The organism is Gordonia hongkongensis (assembly GCF_023078355.1).
GTDB lineage: Bacteria > Actinomycetota > Actinomycetes > Mycobacteriales > Mycobacteriaceae > Gordonia > Gordonia hongkongensis.
This window is the reverse complement of record NZ_CP095552.1, coordinates 4,556,059-4,576,221: the sequence shown is the minus strand read 5'-3', so window position 1 is coordinate 4,576,221 and position 20,163 is coordinate 4,556,059. Positions and strand designations below refer to the sequence as shown.

Sequence of the window (20,163 nt, the reverse complement as noted above, 5' to 3'; positions counted from 1 at the left end):
GCGAAACTCGGACTGCCACGCCCTTTCATAAAGTGACCAACACTGTCAGAATAGGCCCATGACCGACGAAAAAGCCAACTTTTCGGGGATCGCGTTCGATCCTGCGCTCGGGACCGGGCGACCGCCTCGGCCGGCGGTGGGTGCGTACACGCTTCCAGGGCGCGTACCGGATCCCCGGCCGGTGATCGGCCAGGCGGTCGAGGCCGAGCGCCTGGGCTTGAGCACACTGTGGCTCAGCGAGCGGTGGGGCACGAAGGATTTCGGTGTCATCGCCGGGTCGATCGGCCAGGTCACGGACACGATCGAGATCGCCTCGGGGATCACTCATTTCCAGTCCAGGCATCCGGCGATGCTCGCTTCGATGGCGATGACGGCCCAGGCGATGTCGAATGGACGGATCGTCATCGGGATCGGCCGCTCGGTCGACGCGATGTGGCGTGCGGTCGGGCTACCCCCATCCACGAATGCCTCGATCGTCGACTCGGCCGAACTGTTCCGACGGCTGTGTCGCGGCGAGAAGGTCACATACGACGGACCGGCCGGCAGATATCCCTCGCTACGCCTGGCCGATGTTCCGGACCAGCCGGTTCCGCCGTTGGTGTTCGCCGCGATCGGCCCCCGGGGGCTCGGCATCGCGGGCCGGTACTTCGACGGGGTGCTGTTGCACCCGTTCCTGACACCGGAGGCCGTCGCCCGATCGGTCCGGGTCGTCCGTCAGGCGGAGAAGGATGCGAAACGCGCCTCCGGCAGCGTGCGGATCTACGCCACCGTGGTCGTGGCCTCCGGCCTCGACCCCGCCGAGGAACTGGCCGTGATCGGTGGCCGTGCGGTGACGTACTACCAGATCCCGGGGTTCGGCGAGCAGCTGGCGAAGGTCAACGGATGGTCGGTCGAGGATCTGGACGCGCTCCGTGCGCATCCGCACCTGCGCGGTGTCCGGGGGGCGGCGGATTCGGTTCGGACACGCGAACAGCTCACCGAGGTGGCGTCCTCGCTACCCGAGGAATGGATCCGGTCGGCGTCCGCGGTGGGTTCGGGGACCGAATGCTGGCGGACATTCGATCGGTACCGCGATGCCGGCGCCGACGAACTGGTTCTGCACGGTAGTACGCCCGATCAGCTCGGACCGCTGTTCGGCAGCGCCGAGGGCGCGGTACCGTCGTTGGTCTAGGGTGACATTACTGCCAGAAATACGGACGGGCCGATGGGTGATCACGACATCGTGGCTGCCACGCTCGCAGAGCACAGTGAGAGGTTGTACGTGTACGAATTCGAAGGCATGTACGTATCGGGAAAATGGAGTCCGACATCGGGGCCGCCGATCGAGGTCCGTTCGCCCGCCGACGGCGAATTGCTCGGACGGGTCGGCGAGGCGACCGCGGCCGACGTCGCCGTCGCGGTCGAGGCCGCCCGGACGGCGCTCGAGCATGGCCCGTGGCAGTCCAGCACCGCCGCCATCCGCGCACAGGCGATCACCGCCCTGGCCGATGCGATCGGAGCACGGACGAAAGAGTTGGCCGACGTCGTCTCCGCCGAGGTCGGGTCACCACGGAAGTGGACGACCTTCGGGCAACTGGCCACCGCCCTCGGGGTCTACCGGGCCTGTGCGGCGATCGTCGAGGACTACGAGTTCGAGGAGAGACGCCCGTCGGCGACGGGTGGCGAGGTTCTGGTGCGTCGACTCCCGGTCGGTGTGGTGGGAGCGATCGTGCCCTGGAACGCACCGTTGTTCACCGCCGCGTTGAAGATGGCTCCGGCGCTGGCCGCCGGGTGCACGATCGTCCTCAAGCCGTCACCGGAGGCACCGCTCGCCCTCTCGATGCTGGCGGAGTGCATCGAGGAAGCCGGTATCCCGGCGGGGGTGATCAACATCGTCTCCGGTGGTGTGGCCACGGGAGCGGCGCTCGTCGCCCACCCTGGTGTGGACAAGATCAGCTTCACCGGATCGACCGCTGCCGGAAAACAGATCGGCGCCGCGTGTGCGCAGGACGTCCGTCGAGTGACCCTCGAATTGGGAGGCAAGTCGGCCGCTGTCGTGCTGGACGATGTCGTGGTCGACGCCACCCTCATCAACGGACTGGTCACCGGCGTGATGGCCAACAACGGGCAGATCTGTGCCGCGCAGACGCGGATCCTGCTGCCGCGCAGTTGCTACGACGAGATCCTCGAGCCGTTTGCGGCAGCAGTCTCGGCGATGCGCATCGGTGATCCAGCAGAACGTGACACCGAGGTGGGACCGGTCATCAACGCGGCGTCCCGCGACAGAATCGAGAACGCGGTGGCGGGCGCGGTCGACGCCGGTGCTCGCCTGGTCGCCGGCGGTACCCGCCCTGACGGTTTCGACAGCGGTTCGTATGTCAGCCCGACTGTGCTGGCGGACGTCGACAACGACATGGCGATCGCCCGTGACGAGTTGTTCGGGCCGGTTGCGGTGGTCATCGCCTACGACGACGAGAACGACGCGGTCGCCGTGGCCAACGACTCGGAGTACGGACTCGCGGGTGCGGTCTGGTCGGCGGATCCGGTGCGGGCAAGCCGGGTGGCGGCGCGTATCCGAACCGGTTCGGTGTCGATCAACTCAGCGGCGCCACTGGACTTCGGGAGTCCCTTCGGTGGTTTCAAGAAATCAGGTATCGGACGCGAGGGTGGCCCGGAAGGCATTGCGGCATACCTCGAATCGCAATCGATCATCCTCTGACGTCTCGTCGGAACGTAGTGTGGAAGGACAATAAATGGAGACCAAGGCCGCGGTTCTGTGGGAGCGCAACACAGCTTGGCAGATCGAGACCATCGAACTCGATGCCCCGAAAGAACAAGAGGTGCTCGTCGAGCTGCATGCCTCGGGGATGTGTCACTCCGACGAGCACATCGTGACCGGCGACATGCCGTTCCGGTTGCCCTGTATCGGCGGGCATGAGGGTGCGGGTGTGGTGAAACAGGTCGGCTCCCACGTGTCGTGGCTACAGCCGGGCGACCACGTCGTGTTCGGATTCATCCCGTCCTGTGGACGGTGCCCGTCGTGTTCCAACGGGCATCAGAACCTGTGCGATCTGGGTGCCAAGATCTACAGCGGGAACCAGATCCAGGACGATACGGCGCGCCATCACACCAAGGGGGAGGACCTCGCGCTCGCCTGTGGCGTGGGTTCTTTCGCCCACCACACGGTGGTCAACGAGGCGAGCTGCATCAAGATCGAACCGCACCACCCCCTGGACCGCGCATGCCTACTCGGTTGCGGATTCATCACCGGATGGGGATCGGCGGTCTACACCGCCGACGTCCAGCCCGGCGAGAACGTCGTCGTCGCCGGGGTCGGGGGCATCGGAGCCGCGGCGGTCCAGGGGGCGAAGCTCTCCGGGGCGCGGACGGTCACCGTCATCGATCCGTCGGAGTACAAGCGGGAGATCGCACTTCGGATGGGTGCCACACACGTGGCCGAATCGTGGGAGGACGCCCGGGGTGTGGTCGCGGAGGCGACGTGGCACCGGGGAGCCGACAAGTTCATCTGCGCCATGGGCGTGGGCGAGGGACGTCTGGTGGCAAAGGCCCTGGCGATGACGGCCAAGCGCGGGCGGCTCATCGTCACCAACATCCACCCGATGCTCGAGCGCGAGATCTCGGTGAACCTGATGGACCTCACCCTGCAGGAGAAGCAGATCGTCGGCAGCCTGTACGGTTCGGCCAATCCGCGCGCCGACATCCCGAAGGTTCTGGAATTGTGGAGCGGTGGGTTCGTCGACCTCGACGCGATGGTCACACGCAGCTACCCGCTCGAGGGCGTCAACGACGGCTACGACGACATGCGCGCGGGTAACAACGTGCGTGGCATCCTGCGTTACCCGGCTGCCGACGCGCCAGAGGATCAGTCGTTGGAAAAGGCTGCTGCCGGCGTGTGATCCGCTGTTCCTTCCACGCTCGAACAGCCGGTGTCAGACGAACAGAAGGGGAGGACGCCGTTCGGCGTCCTCCCCTTCGTCGGCTCGGACTAGAGGATCGCGCCGCTCACCTTGTAGTCGATGATCTCCTCCATGGGCAGTCCCAGCTCCTCGAGCACCGCGTCGGTGTGCTCACCGTGGGCCGGCGCACGGGTCAGCTCGCTGGGCGTCTCGTTGAACTGGATCGGGGTGCTCACCAACTTGTAGTCCACGCCGTTCACGTCGGTGAGGTCCGTGATGTAGCCGTTCGCCAGCACCTGCGGATCGGTGACGACCTCACGTGGTGTCTGGACCACCGACCAGGACCCGTCGATCTTGGCCAGTTCGGGCTTCCACTCCTCGAGCGTCCGTTTGCCGAATGCGTTGCTCAGGACCTCGATGACCTCGAGCCGATTCTCACCGCGCTTCGCGTGGTTCTCGAACCGGGGGTCGGTGATCATCTCGGGGATTCCGAGAACGGTGACGAGTTCGGGCCAGTAGCGGTCCGACTCGAGCATGACCAGCGAGATGAACCGACCATCGGCGGTCTTATAGGTGTTGACCAGCGGGTTCGCGGCCGTCGCGGGAGTGTGCTTGGGGTACCGCTCCATGTTGAACGCGTGCGCGCCCGCGATGGTCGCGCCCATCGACCATGCACCCATCGCCAGCAGGGAACTGTCCACGGTGAGGGCTTCGCCGGTGCGTTCGCGATGCAGGAGTGCGGTGGAGACGGCGCCGGCCAGGGTCAGGCCGCCGAGAACGTCGCCGAACGCCGGACCCGGCATGGTGAGGCGGTAGTCCAGTTCGTCCGGGCTGATGTTGTCGGCAGCGCCGCCGCGACTCCAGAACGAGGTCATGTCGTACCCGCCGCGGTTCGCTTCCTCGCCGCGCTGGCCGCTCGAGGAACCGCGAACGTACACGATCTTGTCGTTGACCGCCCGAACGTCCTCGACGTCGAGGCCCAGCTTCTTGCGGGCGTCGGGACGGAAATTGGTCAGGAATACGTCGGCGGTGGCGATCAGCCGCATCAGCAGGGCGCGTCCCTGTTCTGACTTGAGATCGATTGCAACGCTGCGTTTTCCGCGGTTCGGGAGTTCGAACATGTGATTGACCCCGCCGGCCGGGATCAATCCCGACGTCACGAGCCCGCGCTGGGGATCACCCGACTCGGGATGCTCGATCTTCAGTACGTCCGCGCCCCACTCGGCGAGGATCGCGCCCGCCACCGGCACATACGTCCAGGCCGCCACCTCGACAACACGAATTCCGTTCAGCACACCGACCACGTCAATTGTTCCTCTCGGTCCTGACTCGATGGGCCGCGACTGATCGTCGCCGTGCCCCATCGGGCTATATCTGACTAAGTGTACACGAAAATACCCGCGTTTTGTGTCGCGTGTCACTACGAAGTTGGACTCTAGATTGGCAGGTGGATGCGAGATCCACCCCTGCGACCCGATCCTTGAGCCAAGTTGGCAAATCAATATCTGACACAGTGGTGATGAATGCTAACCTGAGACCGGGGTGACCGCCGTCACGCGCGTCGCGCAGCTGCCGGCCGCCCGGACAACAGTGATTTTCGGAAGGACGAGCAGATGTCTAACGAGGCAGGTCGGATTCTGCCGGAGGTGACCCCGGAATCGGAGGCCTTCTGGACCGGAGGATTCGACGGTGAACTCCGCATATACCGATGTCGAGACTGTCGAGGCTGGATTCACCCGCCGGTCGGGGCATGCTGGCGATGCCGGAGTCGCAACGTCGGACCAGAGGCCGCGTCCGGGCGTGCACGAATCGCGTCCTTCACGGTCAATCACCACCCCTGGCTTCCCGCTTTCCCTCCTCCCTACGTCATCGCGGTGGTCGAACTCGACGATCAGCCCGATGTCCGCCTGACCACGTGCATCGTCGGCGTCGATGTGAATGCGGTCGAGATCGGACAGCCGGTCGAGGTCGTGTTCGAGTCACACGACGATGTGTCCCTGCCCTTCTTCAGGCCGTTGGCAGCATGAGTTTCGTGGACGACAAGGCGGTCATCAGCGGGATAGGTCAGTCCGAGATCGGCCGGCGGATCGGGCGTTCGGGTATCGACCTGGCGCTCGAGGCCGCCGAGCGCGCTGTGGCCCACGCGGGCCTGACGTTCGATGACATCGACGGTGTCGCAAGCTATCCGGGCCCGGTACAGGCGGAGGGCGGGTTCGTCGGTGCGACCACGCACGATGTCCGCGATGCCTTCGGGTTGAGGACCAGGTGGCACGTCAGCGGTGTGGAGACGTCGGGCCAGATAGGCACGCTGCTCGACGCGGCTGCGGCAATCTCTTCGGGCCGCGCCACACACGTGCTGTGCTTTCGGTCGGTCTGGGAGGCCACTGCCCAGGCATCTGGTCGCGCCGCCGCGCTGACGGGCAAGGCGATGCGTGCGTCGGGCCATGCGGAGTTCCGGATGCCATTCGGAGCCGCCTCCCCGGCCAGCTGGATCGGCATGTACGCACAGCGTTACATGTATGAGTTCGGCTTGACCAGAGAGCATCTCGGAAAGTTGGTCATCAACGCACGCACCAACGCGGCCCGGAATCCGAACGCCATCTACCGCAAGCCGATGTCGATGGTCGACTACTTGAACGCGCGGATGATCTCGACTCCCATGGGATTGTTCGACTGTGACGTCCCGTGTGACGGAGCGACCGCGATCATCCTGTCGCGGCGAGAAGAGACGGTTGGCCTGAAACAGACACCGATCACCATCGAAGCGGCAGGCTCGGCGCTCTACGAGCGACACTCCTGGGACCAGCGAACCGACCTCACGACGATGGCCTCACACGACGCCGCCGCGTCGATGTGGGAAGGGACCGACCTGACCCCGGCCGATGTCGACTTCGCAACGCTCTACGACGGATTCAGCTACCTGTGTTCGCAGTGGATCGAAGCGCTCGGCTTCGCCGAGCACGGCAAGGTCGGGCAGTTCCTCGACGACGAGGGGTACTACGCGATCGACGGCACGTTGCCGATCAACCCCCACGGTGGGCAGTTGTCGGCGGGCCGTCTGCATGGTTACGGGTTCCTGCACGAGGCCTGTACCCAATTGTGGCGGCAGGCCGGAGATCGCCAGATCAAGAAGGACCTGTCGGTGGCCGCCGTGGGGATCGGCGGGGGTCCGGAGGCGGGTTCCATGCTGCTGAAACTCGGTACCTGATCGGGACGGTTCATCCGACGTCGTTGGTGTCCACCCGCAATCCGGGTGGACACCGACGACGTCAGTTGCTGTGCGCGGGAGACGAACTCAGACACCGTCGACCGACGTAGGAGTACCCGACTGCGAACCCGGGGAAGTCCGGTCATGATGCCTGATCCGCCGGGGCAGAGCGAAGGGGTTGGACGCAATCAGCCGCTGCTCCCTCTCAGTGGGACCCCGCCGGCGGCATCGACGTCCGGATCGCTCCCCGGCACCAACCGCTTGGGGTGACATCAATGTCAGTTCTGAGCTGCGTTCGACCACCTCGACGTTCCAGATTCTTTGCGCGAATGCCGGATTTCTCCGAGAATAACTTGACTCTTGTGACGCCTGTCACTAAAGTGACATAGTGTCAGATATGGGAACGATGCCCAGGTTCACAGTGGCCTGTTCCCCCCTTGTAGCCCGTCATACGTAGCAGGAGGCGTTGTGCCGCTCCAGGATTACATGCACTTGATCTCGGTCGACGATCACTTGATCGAACCGCCAGACGTCTGGTCGACCAGGTTGCCGAAGAAGTTCCTCGATGAGGGTCCGCGGATCATCGAGATGGACATGAGTCAGCAGCAGGGGGACGAAGGTCTCTCGGCGGCCCTGCTCAATGCCGCACGCGGCGAGGGCGGTCGGGCCGCGAAGAAGAAGATCGCGGAGGTGTGGTCTTACGAGGGCCGCATCTACCCGAACATCGGACTGAACGCGGTGGCCGGCAAGAAGCCGCAGGAGTACGGCATGGACCCGACGCGCTACTCGGACATGTTGCCCGGCTGTTACGACGCCAAGGCCCGCGTGGCCGACATGGACATCGATGGTGTGCAGGCTGCCCTGTGCTTTCCCTCGTTCCCGCGATTCGCCGGCACGGTCTTCCTGGAGGGCGAGGACAAAGAACTCGCCCTGCTGTCGGTGAAGGCATGGAACGATTTCCACCTCGACGAGTGGGCGGCGGCGGCTCCCGACCGGATCATCCCGCTGATCATTCTCCCGCTGTGGGACCCGCAGGCCGCCGCGGAGGAGATCTACCGCTGTGCCGCCAAGGGGGCCAAGGCGATCACTTTCCCGGAAAACACTGTCACGCTGGGTCTTCCGTCGTTCTACACCGACCATTGGGACCCAGTGTTCCGCGCGGCCGAAGAAACCAACATGCCGTTGTGCATGCACTTCGGTTCATCGGGTCGGGCCCCGATCACGTCGCCTGAGGCGCCGATGGCGGTCATGATCGCGCTATTCGGCACGAACTCGATGTATGCGACCGCAGACCTCCTGTTCTCGCCGGTCTTCTACAAATTCCCCAACCTGAAGATCGCTCTGTCCGAGGGCGGGATCGGCTGGATGCCGTACCTGCTCGAGCGAATCGACCTGACCTGGGAGAAGCATCGCTGGTATCAGAACGTGAACAAAGAGGTCCGTCCCTCGGATCTGTTCCGGTCGAACATCTACGGCTGCTTCATCGACGACCACGAAGGTGTTGCCCGTCGCCACCAGGTCGGTATCGACAACATCACCTGGGAATGTGATTACCCCCATTCGGATTCCAACTGGCCCAACAGCCGGCGGTACACCGAGAAGCTCCTCGCCGAGGTTCCCGATGAGGAGGCCCACAAGATCGTCGAACTCAACGCGCGGAAGTTGTACAACTTCCCGCGCACCGAGGCCGCGGCTCGCTGAGGACTCGATCATGGCTCATGGCAAAGACATCGACGCAGCCGACTGGGTCGATCAGGATCTGCTCACCAGGGACGAGTCCCGGGACCGTCTCGAGGAGGAGATCGAGTTCGAACGGAACAAGCTGAACGAGCTCCGATCCGGACCAGGTAACGAGGATTCGGTCGAATTGGCGAGGCGCAGACTGGTTGCCATGGAGAACCTGAGGGACTCGCTGTGACTGCACCGGGCACGCGGTTGCGCGGCAAGGTCGCTCTGGTCTCCGGATCCACCAGGGGCATCGGACGGTCGATCGCTCAGCATTTCGCGGCGGAGGGAGCGAAGGTTGCCGTCACGGGCCGAACTGTGGAGCGCGGCGAGAAAGTCGTGAACTTCATCCGTGACGCCGGCGGCGACGCCGAGTTCTTTCCGCTCGATGTCACCTCCGAGGACAGTGTGCGGAACACGATAGACGCGGTCGTCTCGCGTTTCGGTGGACTCTCGACGCTCGTCAACAACGCGGCACCGACAGACGTGGTCGCCACGACGGTCAAGCCGTTACATGAGTACTCCACCGCGGAGTGGGACTCGATCATGACCGGGACCCTCACCGGCAATGTGTTCTGGGCGTCGAAGTACGCCTGGCCGCACCTGGTCTCGGCCGAAGGAGCATCGATCCTGAATGTCTCATCCGGTCAGGCGATCGCAGGTTTCAAGGGGTTCGGAGCCTATGGCGCAGCGAAGTCTGCGGTGACGAGCCTGACGCGGTCACTCGCCGTCGAAGGTGCGGCGGATGGGATCCGGGCGAACTGCATCCTGGTCGGCCGCGTGGTGTCCGGACGCGGAGATTCAGGTCACCACACCGGTGGCGGACGGCTCACCCGCATCGGCAATCCGATGGATATCGCCTATGCGGCAACCTATCTCGCCTCCGATGAATCGGCCTTCGCAACTGGTTCGATGCTCACCGTCGACGGAGGGTTCTCCATCAACGGTGACGCGGTGTCCGATGCGGAAGCGGCAGCGTTCGCCACCAACTGAGGCTCGACGCCATCACCCCGGCAGCCGACGGATCACGTCGGCAGCCGGGGTGATCCGCGTCAGCATCGCCAGCATGTTCGTCACCATGTAGTCGTGACTCTCGGCACTCGTACCCGCTGTGCAGTCCTCTGCGAGAACGACGTCGTATCCTCGGTTCACGCCCTCGAGCGCCAAGCCGGGAAGCGCGACATCTGTGGATATGCCCGCGAGCACCAGCGTCTGTACACGCTGCAGTCTCAGCATCGCATCGAGATTGGTGCCATAGAACGCCGTCAGACCGGTCGCGCGTGAGCTGACCAGATCTGTCGGTTCGGGACCGAGGTCCGCGGGGATGACGATGTCGGGACTTCCCTCCACCATCATTCGACCGCGGATGGCCAGTTTGCTCAGATAGGAATTCGGCAGCATCCCCATCTGGTCGGACCGGTGGGCGATGGTGCAGTGAACGACGGGCAGCGACCGCGCTCGGAAGGCGCGGGCCAACTCTGCCGTGTTCCGGACCAGGCCGCGGACGGAGGCCTGCTCGGCGAGCCCGGAGAACAACCCCGGAGGCGGGTCGAGCAGCCCCTGCTGGCACTCGCTGATGACCAGGGCGGGGGAGCTGTATGGAGTCATTCTTCCTCCGTGACTCAGGTGACGTTGAAGCCAGTTAAGATCTGGAGTGGTTGATCAAAATCGTGTGAAGATGCAGTTCAAGGTATTTGCCAAAACATGACACGAATGCCAGAATAGCTCCAGCATAACTACCAGAGGCGGTGCCCATGATCGAAACCGACGAGATCGCGTCGACCCCGTTGCATGACCTTTCCTGGTGGCAGCAGTCCCCGGCCGAACGAGACGCGGAGTTCGCGACGCTGCGCCGCGATCGGCCTCGGATGTTCGTGCCGCTGGGCCCAGCCGAGGAGGGCCGACGCCCCAAGGGGTTCTGGGCCCTGACCACATACGAGGACATTCTCGAGGTGAGCAGGAGGCCCGAGGACTTCTCGTCGGGCATCGGTGGGACGCAGATCTTCGATCAGCCGGCCGAACTCCGGGAATACCGCGGTTCCATCATCGACATGGACAACCCCGAGCATGCGCGGCTGCGCAAGATCGTCTCGCGCGGGTTCACCGCGCGGAATCTGTCCGGGTTGCGCGACGAGATCGAGGAGACGGTCAGCGAGATCCTCGACGAGATGTCGCAGACCGGCGAGGCCGACTTCGTCGAGGAGTTCGCGTCGTTGTTGCCCCTGCGCATCATCGACAATCTGCTCGGAATCCCGCGTGAGCACGAGAAATTCATCCTCGAGGCCACCAACACGATCCTCGGCGCATCGGACCCCGAGTACATCGAGGACCAGTCCGCCCGCGGTATCGGCAAGGCGGTCACCGCCGCGAGCGAGGGACTGATCGCGCTTCTCAACGATCTCGCCGAGGACCGGATAGCCGATCCGCAGGATGATCTGATCACCAAACTCGTCGCCGCGGACGACGAGAACCTGACACCCCAGGAGATGGCGAAGTTCTTCATCCTGTTGGTCGGCGCGGGTAACGAGACCACTCGCAACGTGATCTCGCACGGCCTGCACGTGCTGACCCAGCACCCGGATCAGCGGGATCTGTGGTTGTCGGATTACGAGGAGTACGCGTCCACGGCCATCGAGGAGATGCTCCGGTGGGCGACACCGGTCATCCACTTCCGCCGCACGGTTGCCCGGGACGGGGTGATGCTGGGTGACCTCGAATTGTCCGAGGGCGACAAGGTGGTGATGTGGTACACCTCGGCGAACCGTGACGAGACGATGTTCGACGATCCCTATACCTTCGACATCACCCGAGATCCCAACCCACATGTGGCTTTCGGCGGTGCCGGTGCCCACTTCTGCCTGGGCGCACATCTCGCAAGGCTCGAGCTCGACGTCGCCTTCCGGATGCTGTTCGAGCGCTATCCGGACATCAGGTCGGTGGGCGAACCCGTGCGGTTGCGGTCGAACTTCCTCAACGGGATCAAGCACCTTCGTGCCGAGTACACCCCGGTGACGAAGTGACGGAACTCGCCGACGTGCGTGCCGACGAGGACGCGGTACAGAGTGGGCTGACCGACGGTGTCCTGACGATCCATCTGAACCGTCCACAGGCGGCAAACGCGCTTCGGCCCGATGATCGCGACGCGCTCACCGAGCTGTTCCTGGATGCGAACGCCGACCACGAGGTTCGCGTCGTCGTCCTCCGGGCCCGCGGGAGACAGTTCTGTGCCGGAGCGGATGTGGTGAAACTCGCCGATGGGCATGCCAAGAACGTGAAGCGGGCCACTGGGCCGATGAAGACCATCATGGGTGGTGCCCAACGTCTGATCGCATCGGTGCTCGACTGCAGCAGACCCGTGGTGACCGTGGTGCAGGGGGCCGCTGCCGGAATCGGCGCTCACCTCGCCTACGCCTCGGACCTGGTCGTGGCGACCGACAATGCGTACTTCGCCGAGTCCTTCGTCAAGCGCGGCCTGGTCGTGGACGGAGGCGGCGCGTACCTCCTCCCGCGGCGGATCGGAATGCAGAAGGCCAAGGAGATGGCGTTCTTCGGCGACAAGCTCTCCGCTCAGGAGGCATTCGACCTGGGCCTGGTGAACAGGGTGGTGCCGCCGGAGGATCTCGAAGCCGCCGTCGACGACTACGTCGGACGACTGGCCGTGGCGCCGACGAGTGCGGTGGGATTGACGAAGCGGTTGTTCAACGAGTCGCCCGACGTGGACCGAGCGGGATCGTTCGTCACCGAAGCCATGGCTCAGGAAATCCAGTCGTACTCGCTCGACGCCCGCGAGGGCGTGTCGGCCTTCGTGCAGAAGCGCCCACCGGAATTCGTGGGGTGGTGAGATGGCCGACACCGAAAAGCCGGCGGGGGTCCGGCCGGCGAAGCCCCGCGCCGACATCCCCACCGTCGAAGCCGCGACCACACCATATTGGGATGCCGCCGCGCAGGGCACACTACTCGTGGCCAGATGCGGGGACTGCGGAAAGGTCCACCACTACCCGAGGCCATTCTGTCCGTTCTGCTGGGGCGAGAACGTGACCAGTTTCGAAGCCAGCGGTCGAGGGACGCTGTATACGTACTCGACCGTCTACATGAACGACCTGCATCCGTTCAAAGAGCGGCTGCCGTACGTCGCAGCGATCGTCGAACTCGACGAGGGTCCGCGGCTGATGACGAACATGGAAGACTGCGAGCCCGCAGACCTCGAAGTCGGGGTGCGGGTGACCGTCGGCTTCCGTCCCATCACCGACGAGTTCACGGCCACGATCTTCCGTCCGGCCTAGGTCTCTCGACCGGCAGGGCTCGTGCGGTCGAAACATACACAACGCAGAGGAGTATCAGCACCATGAGCGGATTGCTCGACGGCAAGGTGGCTTTGGTCACGGGATCCGGACACGGAATCGGGCGAGGCCACGCGCTGGAACTCGCCAAGCACGGCGCGACCGTCATCGTCAACGACCTGGGTACCTCCCTGGATGGTCAGGGCACCGGCAAGGTTGCCGACGAAGTCGTGCAGATCATCGAAGACCGTGGCGGCAAGGCCATCTCGGATTTCAGCGATGTCGGTGACGAGGAGTCGGTCGATCTGCTCGTCGAACGCGCCTATTCCCAGCTGGGCCGCCTCGACATCGTGGTCAACAACGCCGGTATCGTCCGCGACAAGGCGATCTGGAACATGAGTGTCGACGATTTCGACCTGGTGATGCGGGTGCACGTGCGGGGCAGCTGGCTGACAAGCCGAGCCGTGGCCCGGAAGTGGCGTCAGGAATCCAAGGACACCGGCGCCAAGGTCTACGGGCGGATCATCAACACCACCTCCGGTGCCGGACTCCAGGGCCACTTCGGGCAGACGAATTACAGTGCGGCGAAGGCGGCCATCGTCGGGCTCACGCAGACGCTCAGCCTCGAGCTCGCATCGACCGGCGCGACCGTCAACGCGATCAGCCCGGGTGGGCGCACTCGCATGTCGGCCACCATCGCCGGCGCCGCGGCGCCGATCGAACCCGACGAGCGGTCCGAGGACGAGTTCGACCCCAAGGATCCGTCTCTTGGTTCGCCGGTGGTCGCATGGCTCGCCAGCCCGGAGGCCGGACACGTCAGTGGACAGGTCATCAAGGCACTGGGCGAGAACATCCAGTGGTTGAAGGGTTGGACCCCCGTCAGTGCGGTGTCAAACGGCGGAAAGCGCTGGGACGCCGAGAAACTCGGTACTGTCCTGGGTGTCGACCTGTTCGGCACGCGCGCCTCGGGGTTGCGTCTGGGCGGATAGTCCACGCACCCACCGCGACGACCGCGCCTGCCCTCTCGGACAGGCGCCGTCGAGTGGTCCATGCCGTCGGGTTCCGCCGGCCCGTCCAGGATGAGCTACCTCCGCATCATCCCGCTTGTCACGGTGGGCCCGCGTCCGAGGGGCGGATTCTAGCGATCCCCGCAACACCCTGGCTTTCAGGGAGTTGCGGGGATCGTGGTTTCTGCAGAGTTGAAGGATCGGTTCTTCGAGGCGCTGGATCGCGAAGGCGGGAGTGTCACGGTTGCCGCTCGTTGTGTGGGTGTTAATCGCAGTACTGCGTCTGGCTGGGTGCGTCGAGCCGGGTTACGCGGGCGTGGCAAGCCGGGGACCTCTGGGCATCCCGGGCGCGCTCGTTATGACGAGTTGCGGGCGGCTGGTGTTCGTCGTCGCGACGCCGCCCGGCAGGTGGGCGTCAATATCCGGACTGCGCAGGATTGGGATCAGGGGATACGCAAAGGTGCTCACGCGCGCCTTCATCCCGATGGTCGCCGCATCGACTACAAGACCGGTATGACGACGTACGACTCAGCGGGGCGACGGCCGTCGGTGGCCAAGATCGAAGCCCAGCTGCATCCTCGGTTCCTGAGCTTGTCTGAGCGTAAGCAGATCGCTGACATGCACCGTGCCGGCGACTCGTTGCGCGAGATCGGACGCCGGTTGGGGCGGGCGGCGTCGACGATCAAACGCGAGATTGATGCCTACTCAGTGTCAGGGGTATACCGTCCTTATCGGGCTCAAACGGCCTGGGCGAGTGCGCGTTTACGTCCTAAGGAGTCCAAACTCGCCACCGCTGGGCCGCTTCGGGATTACGTCCGCGACAAACTTGCCCAGCAGTGGTCTCCAGAACAGATCTGTCACGCTTTGATCATCGAGTTCCCCGATGACAAGGCAATGCGAGTGAGTACCGAGACGATCTACCAGGCGATCTACGTTCAGGCCCGCGGCGGGTTGCGCCGTGAAGTCGCCGACGCGTTGCGGACCGGACGTACACGTCGTAAGACTCGCCGGTCCCCAGACCGCCGCGCAGCCCGGTTTGTCGACGAGATGGTGATGATCTCCGATCGGCCGGCTGAGGTCGAGGACCGGGCGGTACCGGGCCACTGGGAGGGTGACCTGATCGTCGGTACCCGTTCGGAATCGGCCATCGTGACGTTGGTCGAATGCACGACTCGCTACGTCCTGCTCGGGCATCTGCCTGGCGGACACACAGCCGAGGAGGTTCGCGACGTGCTGATCCCGCTGATCGGTGCTCTACCCGAGCATCTGCGGGGGTCGTTGACCTGGGACCAGGGCTGTGAAATGGCGGCGCACAAGCAGGTCAGCGTCACCACCGGTGTGTCGGTCTACTTCTGCGACCCCCATTCACCATGGCAGCGCGGCTCTAACGAGAACACCAATGGTTTACTGCGCCAATACTTCCCAAAGGGAACCGACCTGTCGGTACACAGCGCCGAGGACCTCGAACTCGTCGCCCAAAGACCCAACGGCCGACCACGCAAAACGCTCGACTGGAGAACACCAGCCGAGCGCCTGCGTGATTTACTTGTGCCAGTCTAACCAACGGTGTTGCGAGGACCCCTAGAATCCGCCAGGAGCGCTCCGGGCCCTGATGACACCGGGATAGCGGCACCGATCGACCCGTGCTGTGCCTCAGGCGATATCGCAAGTCGGCACCGACGGTCGTCTTCCTGGTGCGTCGGAGTGTGCCGGACATCAGACCGACTGCGGCCGGCGATCTCTCGGCTTCCCGCGCAAGAACCCCGATCTCCCCGCTGGATACTGGAGCACGACTCGATTTCGGGGTTCGCGATCGCCCACGTGCCGCACGCTGCGCAGCCCCGAAGTCGATGTGGCGAACCGGATTCCGGTGGCCGTCGGTGACGACGTCCACGCTGTCGGTCAGAAAGCGGGGGACACCGTCGCTTCCCATGGCGCACGGTCGATTGATTCCGGCTGGTCGGATATGTTCCGTGTCCTCCGTGATGGCGAATGGAGTTCGCCACCACGGAGGACAGTCGTCTCCCAGACGGAGGAGATCAATCGTCGATGACCTTGATCGCGCTCATCGGACAGCGACTGGCGCCGTTGCGCGCCGCGGATTCCATGCCGCCACCGACGGTGAAGTCGGCGTTGGCCGCGTAACCGTCGTCATCCAGTTCGTACAGGTCTGGTTCGTGAAGCGCGCACATCCCGTGCGCCTCACATTCGTCGAGAGCGATGTGGACTCGCATCGTGAACTCCTCAAGGGGTCGTAGCGGGCTGCAGGTGACCCGGAGCTGTCCGGGTCTCGGTCGATCACGTGTTCCGAGCGTTGGCTGGCGGGGTACGTGACGGCGGTGGATTCTCGACGAGAAGATCTCGCAGGCGAGTCCGGTCGGTCTTGGCCATCGCCGTCTGGGGGATCGTGTCGACCAGCACGAGATGGTCGGGCGATTTGTAGTCGGCCAGCAAGGACGTCGTCCACTCGCGAAGTTCGTCCAGTGTGGGTGGTCGATGGGGATCCGCGGGTACGACGAACACAACGCCGATCTCACCGATCACCGGCGCGCCGTGCCCCACGACAGCAGCGTCGAGTACCAGAGGGTGCCGCGCAATCGCCTGCTCGACCTCGACCGGATGCACATTGAAGCCACCGCGGATGTACATGTCACCGGACCGGCCTGCCAGCCGGAGATTGCCCTCGGGCGTGAACGTGCCGAGGTCGCCGGTGAGCAGGTAGCCCTCGGAATCGAAAGCGGCAGCTGTCAACTCCGCATCGCGCCAGTACCCGCGCATCACACAATCACCCTTGATGCGGACCCGTCCGACCTGACCGGGAGGGAGAACCGCCCCCTCGTCGTCGACGACTTGCACAGTCATCCCGTTCTGTGGGCGCCCGACGGTCCGGGTTTGGACCTCGGGCGGATCAGCCGGGTCGGTTCCGCAGACCGTCGGTGACTCGGTCATGGCGTAGCGGACGACCAACGGAACCCCGATCAGTTCCGTCGTGCGCTCGACGAGTTCGGGTGACGCCGGTGCGGTGGCAACGACGCCGACCCGGAGATCGGGGAACGAACCCCGATCGAGACCGGGTAGTTCGAGCAGCTTCGCCCATTGGGTGGGGACTCCGCCGCCGACCGTGACGTGTTCGTCGGCGAGCGTACGAGCCATACCGGCTGCCGTCCACGGCGCCGGTGGAATGATGAGGGCTGTGCCCCAGAGCAGTTGGTCCCACAATTTAGACATGTAGCCGGCATGCGAGAACGGCGTAGAAGTCATGCGGCGGTCATAGGGGGCACTCATGATCCCAGCGGCCTGTGCCGACGCGGCGAGGTTGTCGGCGTCGAACCAGGCTCCTTTCGGCAAACCGGTTGTCCCGCTGGTGAAGATGATGGCGACCGGGTCGCTACGATCGACATCGACGACCGGGGGTTCTCCTGGATCGGAGTACCACGTTCTGAGCAGCCGCAGGTCGACGACGGGCACCCCGCACTCCGGTGGTTGGTTCGACGCATGAACGATGAGCGCCGGCGCGGACACCCTCAGGATGGCTCCGGTCTCTGTCGGGCCGAGCCTTCCGTTGACGCCCGCGGTGACGGCGCCGAGCATCGCGGCGGCGGCGTAACAGGTGGCGTAGTCGACACCGGACGGGAGCATCAGGGTGACGACATCACCCCTGCCGACGCCCAACGCGGCGAAGTGTGCGGCCACCGAACGCGCCCGGGACACCCACTGGGCGAAGGAGACCCGCGACCCCGGCTCGACGTAGGCGTCGCGTTCGCCGTGGAGTTCCGCAGCTGCTTCCAGCAGTTCCCGGGTGTTGGCGAAGGTGTCCTGCAGGGGCGGTGCGATCGCGGGTACGGCTGAACTCCGAGCGCTCACGGTTCTTCCGATCCGAGCAAGACCGTGCCGCTGGAACAGAACCAGCCTCCGGTACCGCTGACGCAGGCGATCTTCGCGTCCGGGACCTGTCGTGCACCACCCTCGCCGCGCAGCTGCCTGGCTGCTTCGACGAGTAGGAAGAGTCCACGCTGACCGGGGTGACACGCGGACAGGCCACCCCGTCGGTGTTGGTCGGCAACGCACCGCCGAGACGTAGGTTCTGCTCGGCGACGAAGGCGCCACCCTCTCCTTTCCCACAGAACCCGAGATCTTCCAGGCTCAGCAGGAGCATGTAGGTGAATGCGTCGTAGATCTCCGCGACGTCGACATCAGACGGGCGCACACCGGCGCGTTCGAAGGCAAGTGGGCCGGTGACCGCGGCGGGACCCACGGTCATGTCTTCCCACTGGCTGGTGAGCATGTGGGAGGTGGCGTCCGCAGAACCCAGCACCCAGACCGGTGGTGACTTGAGATCGGGCACCCGATCCTCGGCCACCAGGATGATCGCTGCGCCGCCGTCGGAACGGATGCAGCAGTGCAGCTTGGTGAATGGATCGGCGATCATCGGTCCGGACAACACGTCATCGACGGTGATCGGGTCGCGGTACATCGCCTCGGGGTTGTCGGCGGCGTTGAACCGGGCCGACACCGCGACCTCCGCGAGCTGCTCGATCGTCGTACCGTACTGATGCATGTGACGCCGTGCGGCCATCGCGTATTTCGAGATCAGCGTGTGGCCGTATGGCGCGTCCCACTGCAGTGGGCCGCGGGCACCCCAGTTGATGTTGGCTCCCCGCAGCCCCTTCCGGATGTCGGCGCGGGCGGTGGACCCGTAGGTCAGCAACACCACGTCGGCGTGACCCGCGGCGATCGCGTCGGTCGCATGGGAGACCATGACCTCCCAGGACGCACCGCCGACGGAGGTCGAGTCGATCCATCGCGGTCTGATGCCCAGATACTCACCGACGTCGGTCGGGGGCAGCGTGCCCTGACTGGTCGATCCCAGCCCGTCGATGTCGGCGGGGCTCAGACCGGTGTCGGCCAGCGCCCGACGGCTGGCCTGGGCCATGAGCTCATACGCGTTCTTGTTGTCGACCTTGCCGACATCGGAGAGCGCGACACCGGCGATGGCGACCTTTCGATTCACTGTGCGGCCTCGAGGTCGAGCAGCTCGGCGAGTACTCCGGAGGCGCCTGCGAACAGATGCTTGTAGACGATGGCGCGTTTCAGATACAGGTGGGCGTTGTGTTCGAACGTGTAACCCATCCCGCCGTGCACCTGGATACTCCCGCTTCCGTTGCTCATAGCGGCCTGTGCCGCGACCGTCTTCGCTGCCAGGATCTGGAACTCGGTGTCCGACCGGCCCGCCTTGAATGCCGTCGCCGCGAAAAACGTCTGCGCCGTGGCGGACTCGGCCCGGACTGCCATGTCGACGACGGCATGTTTGATGGCCTGGTGCACGCCGATGGGCCGTCCGAACTGTTCGCGGGTCTTCGCATGCTCCACGCAGATCTCGGTGATCGCCTCGGCCAGGCCGGCGAGGTAGGCCGAGGCGAGGATCTGGGCGCGACCCCAGATCCACTCGCTGCCGGCCGGCAGCCAGGCGGTGACATCGCCCGCCGTCACCGTTGCGGTGGCCAACCGCGTTCCCGGGTCGACCGATTCGGCCGGTGTGACGTCACCGAACTCGACCAGTTCGATGAGCGCGGCACCGTCGCGGGTGACGAGGAGGGCATGGCTCGCGCCCGTGCAATCCAGGAGGTCGAAGGACCCCTTGAACCCGTCCGCGCCGATCTCCCCGTCGCCGCGGAGTTCCGCGAGCCCGACCATCGCGGTCCCCGCGGCGATCTGGTCGACGAGCTCGAGGTGTCCGGTCGCCGCGGCGACCCTGGCGCCGAGCGTCGACGCCAGGAAGGGCCCGACTGCGAGATGCTTGGCCAACTCCATGACCACCATCACCTCGTCGTCGATGCCCTGACCGAAACCGCCGAAATCCTCGTCGAGACCGAGAGTGAGCAGACCGAGTTCGGCACCGCCGCGCCATATCTCGGGGTCGACGGGTGACGCGTCGTCGCGATGAACGCGGATCTCTTCGACCGGTGGTCGCGAAGTGATGAAATCCCCTGCGGCGGCGACCAGCTCGAGCTGGTCGCCGGATGGGAGGAGGTTCATGGTGTACTCCT

General features: G+C 64.9%; 18 protein-coding genes and 1 pseudogene. 13 read left to right on the top strand and 6 right to left on the bottom strand.

What is annotated here, in order from left to right:
- The first annotated feature begins 58 nt into the window (after positions 1-58).
- The 3 genes from MVF96_RS20640 to MVF96_RS20630 all read left to right on the top strand — a co-directional run bounded on the left by MVF96_RS20640 (position 59) and on the right by MVF96_RS20630 (position 3,896).
- Positions 59-1,171 (top strand): TIGR03857 family LLM class F420-dependent oxidoreductase, encoded by a 1,113-nt coding sequence (locus MVF96_RS20640; RefSeq protein WP_083207503.1) that lies wholly within the window; start codon positions 59-61, stop codon positions 1,169-1,171.
- Between the two features lie 108 nt (positions 1,172-1,279).
- Positions 1,280-2,698: an aldehyde dehydrogenase gene (locus tag MVF96_RS20635; RefSeq protein WP_396266476.1), complete on the top strand. Its 1,419-nt coding sequence runs from the start codon at positions 1,280-1,282 to the stop codon at positions 2,696-2,698.
- 34 nt (positions 2,699-2,732) lie between these two features.
- The gene (locus tag MVF96_RS20630) at positions 2,733-3,896 is read left to right on the top strand and encodes an NDMA-dependent alcohol dehydrogenase (RefSeq protein ID WP_065632531.1); all 1,164 of its coding nucleotides are present in this window, start codon (positions 2,733-2,735) and stop codon (positions 3,894-3,896) included.
- Positions 3,897-3,985: 89 nt separating this feature from the next.
- Here MVF96_RS20630 and MVF96_RS20625 read toward each other — a convergent pair whose 3' ends face one another.
- Positions 3,986-5,200: a CaiB/BaiF CoA transferase family protein gene (locus MVF96_RS20625; protein WP_175401199.1), complete on the bottom strand. Its 1,215-nt coding sequence runs from the start codon at positions 5,198-5,200 to the stop codon at positions 3,986-3,988.
- A 309-nt stretch (positions 5,201-5,509) separates the two neighbouring features.
- Between MVF96_RS20625 and MVF96_RS20620 the strand changes: the two genes are divergently transcribed.
- The 5 genes from MVF96_RS20620 (at position 5,510) to MVF96_RS20600 (ending at position 9,822) form a co-directional block, all read left to right on the top strand.
- Complete coding sequence (locus MVF96_RS20620) at positions 5,510-5,923, top strand: Zn-ribbon domain-containing OB-fold protein (RefSeq protein WP_065632532.1); 414 nt, start codon at positions 5,510-5,512, stop codon at positions 5,921-5,923.
- The gene (locus MVF96_RS20615) at positions 5,920-7,104 is read left to right on the top strand and encodes a thiolase family protein (RefSeq protein ID WP_065632533.1); all 1,185 of its coding nucleotides are present in this window, start codon (positions 5,920-5,922) and stop codon (positions 7,102-7,104) included. Before MVF96_RS20620 ends, MVF96_RS20615 begins: the two co-directional genes overlap by 4 nt.
- A gap of 468 nt (positions 7,105-7,572) precedes the next feature.
- Positions 7,573-8,805 (top strand): amidohydrolase family protein, encoded by a 1,233-nt coding sequence (locus tag MVF96_RS20610; protein WP_247450260.1) that lies wholly within the window; start codon positions 7,573-7,575, stop codon positions 8,803-8,805.
- 10 nt (positions 8,806-8,815) lie between these two features.
- Positions 8,816-9,022 carry a hypothetical protein gene (locus tag MVF96_RS20605; protein WP_065632534.1) on the top strand — a complete coding sequence of 69 codons (207 nt, stop codon included), beginning with the start codon at positions 8,816-8,818 and terminating at the stop codon, positions 9,020-9,022.
- Complete coding sequence (locus MVF96_RS20600) at positions 9,019-9,822, top strand: SDR family NAD(P)-dependent oxidoreductase (protein ID WP_065632535.1); 804 nt, start codon at positions 9,019-9,021, stop codon at positions 9,820-9,822. The genes MVF96_RS20605 and MVF96_RS20600 overlap by 4 nt, the downstream gene beginning before the upstream one ends.
- A 12-nt stretch (positions 9,823-9,834) precedes the next feature.
- Here the strand turns inward: MVF96_RS20600 and MVF96_RS20595 are convergent, their stop codons facing one another.
- Positions 9,835-10,437 (bottom strand): cysteine hydrolase family protein, encoded by a 603-nt coding sequence (locus MVF96_RS20595; RefSeq protein ID WP_065632536.1) that lies wholly within the window; start codon positions 10,435-10,437, stop codon positions 9,835-9,837.
- A 146-nt stretch (positions 10,438-10,583) separates the two neighbouring features.
- Here MVF96_RS20595 and MVF96_RS20590 point away from each other — a divergent pair, with 146 nt between their 5' ends.
- From MVF96_RS20590 to MVF96_RS20570, 5 genes are all read left to right on the top strand, one after another.
- Positions 10,584-11,849, top strand: a complete 1,266-nt coding sequence (locus MVF96_RS20590; protein WP_065632608.1) for a cytochrome P450 — start codon at positions 10,584-10,586, stop codon at positions 11,847-11,849.
- Entirely contained in the window at positions 11,846-12,670 is an 825-nt protein-coding gene (locus tag MVF96_RS20585) for an enoyl-CoA hydratase/isomerase family protein (protein WP_247450258.1), read from the top strand. The genes MVF96_RS20590 and MVF96_RS20585 overlap by 4 nt, the downstream gene beginning before the upstream one ends.
- 1 nt (position 12,671) lies before the next feature.
- A complete protein-coding gene (locus MVF96_RS20580) occupies positions 12,672-13,112 on the top strand; it encodes a Zn-ribbon domain-containing OB-fold protein (protein ID WP_065632537.1) in 441 nt (146 codons plus the stop codon).
- A gap of 62 nt (positions 13,113-13,174) precedes the next feature.
- Positions 13,175-14,098, top strand: a complete 924-nt coding sequence (locus MVF96_RS20575) for an SDR family NAD(P)-dependent oxidoreductase (protein ID WP_065632538.1) — start codon at positions 13,175-13,177, stop codon at positions 14,096-14,098.
- 384 nt (positions 14,099-14,482) lie between these two features.
- Complete coding sequence (locus tag MVF96_RS20570; protein WP_139104728.1) at positions 14,483-15,676, top strand: IS30 family transposase; 1,194 nt, start codon at positions 14,483-14,485, stop codon at positions 15,674-15,676.
- Between the two features lie 479 nt (positions 15,677-16,155).
- Here MVF96_RS20570 and MVF96_RS20565 read toward each other — a convergent pair whose 3' ends face one another.
- From MVF96_RS20565 to MVF96_RS20550, 4 genes and pseudogenes are all read right to left on the bottom strand, one after another.
- Positions 16,156-16,350 (bottom strand): ferredoxin, encoded by a 195-nt coding sequence (locus MVF96_RS20565; RefSeq protein ID WP_065632540.1) that lies wholly within the window; start codon positions 16,348-16,350, stop codon positions 16,156-16,158.
- Between the two features lie 64 nt (positions 16,351-16,414).
- Positions 16,415-17,980 (bottom strand): class I adenylate-forming enzyme family protein, encoded by a 1,566-nt coding sequence (locus MVF96_RS20560; protein WP_247450257.1) that lies wholly within the window; start codon positions 17,978-17,980, stop codon positions 16,415-16,417.
- A pseudogene (locus MVF96_RS20555) lies at positions 17,977-19,127 on the bottom strand (acetyl-CoA acetyltransferase). Before MVF96_RS20555 ends, MVF96_RS20560 begins: the two are co-directional and overlap by 4 nt.
- Positions 19,124-20,152 carry an acyl-CoA dehydrogenase family protein gene (locus MVF96_RS20550; protein ID WP_065632542.1) on the bottom strand — a complete coding sequence of 343 codons (1,029 nt, stop codon included), beginning with the start codon at positions 20,150-20,152 and terminating at the stop codon, positions 19,124-19,126. The pseudogene MVF96_RS20555 and the gene MVF96_RS20550 overlap by 4 nt, the downstream one beginning before the upstream one ends.
- Positions 20,153-20,163 lie beyond the last annotated feature (11 nt).

Excerpts from the sequence above, each read along its gene's own strand:
- MVF96_RS20640 (WP_083207503.1), top strand. The coding sequence starts at position 59 with ATGACCGACGAAAAAGCCAACTTTTCGGGGATCGCGTTCGATCCTGCG.
- MVF96_RS20635 (WP_396266476.1), top strand. The coding sequence starts at position 1,280 with ATGTACGTATCGGGAAAATGGAGTCCGACATCGGGGCCGCCGATCGAG.
- MVF96_RS20630 (WP_065632531.1), top strand. The coding sequence starts at position 2,733 with ATGGAGACCAAGGCCGCGGTTCTGTGGGAGCGCAACACAGCTTGGCAG.
- MVF96_RS20620 (WP_065632532.1), top strand. The coding sequence starts at position 5,510 with ATGTCTAACGAGGCAGGTCGGATTCTGCCGGAGGTGACCCCGGAATCG.
- MVF96_RS20615 (WP_065632533.1), top strand. The coding sequence starts at position 5,920 with ATGAGTTTCGTGGACGACAAGGCGGTCATCAGCGGGATAGGTCAGTCC.
- MVF96_RS20605 (WP_065632534.1), top strand. The coding sequence starts at position 8,816 with ATGGCTCATGGCAAAGACATCGACGCAGCCGACTGGGTCGATCAGGAT.
- MVF96_RS20595 (WP_065632536.1), bottom strand. The coding sequence starts at position 10,437 with ATGACTCCATACAGCTCCCCCGCCCTGGTCATCAGCGAGTGCCAGCAG.
- MVF96_RS20590 (WP_065632608.1), top strand. The coding sequence starts at position 10,584 with ATGATCGAAACCGACGAGATCGCGTCGACCCCGTTGCATGACCTTTCC.
- MVF96_RS20580 (WP_065632537.1), top strand. The coding sequence starts at position 12,672 with ATGGCCGACACCGAAAAGCCGGCGGGGGTCCGGCCGGCGAAGCCCCGC.
- MVF96_RS20575 (WP_065632538.1), top strand. The coding sequence starts at position 13,175 with ATGAGCGGATTGCTCGACGGCAAGGTGGCTTTGGTCACGGGATCCGGA.
- MVF96_RS20565 (WP_065632540.1), bottom strand. The coding sequence starts at position 16,350 with ATGCGAGTCCACATCGCTCTCGACGAATGTGAGGCGCACGGGATGTGC.
- MVF96_RS20550 (WP_065632542.1), bottom strand. The coding sequence starts at position 20,152 with ATGAACCTCCTCCCATCCGGCGACCAGCTCGAGCTGGTCGCCGCCGCA.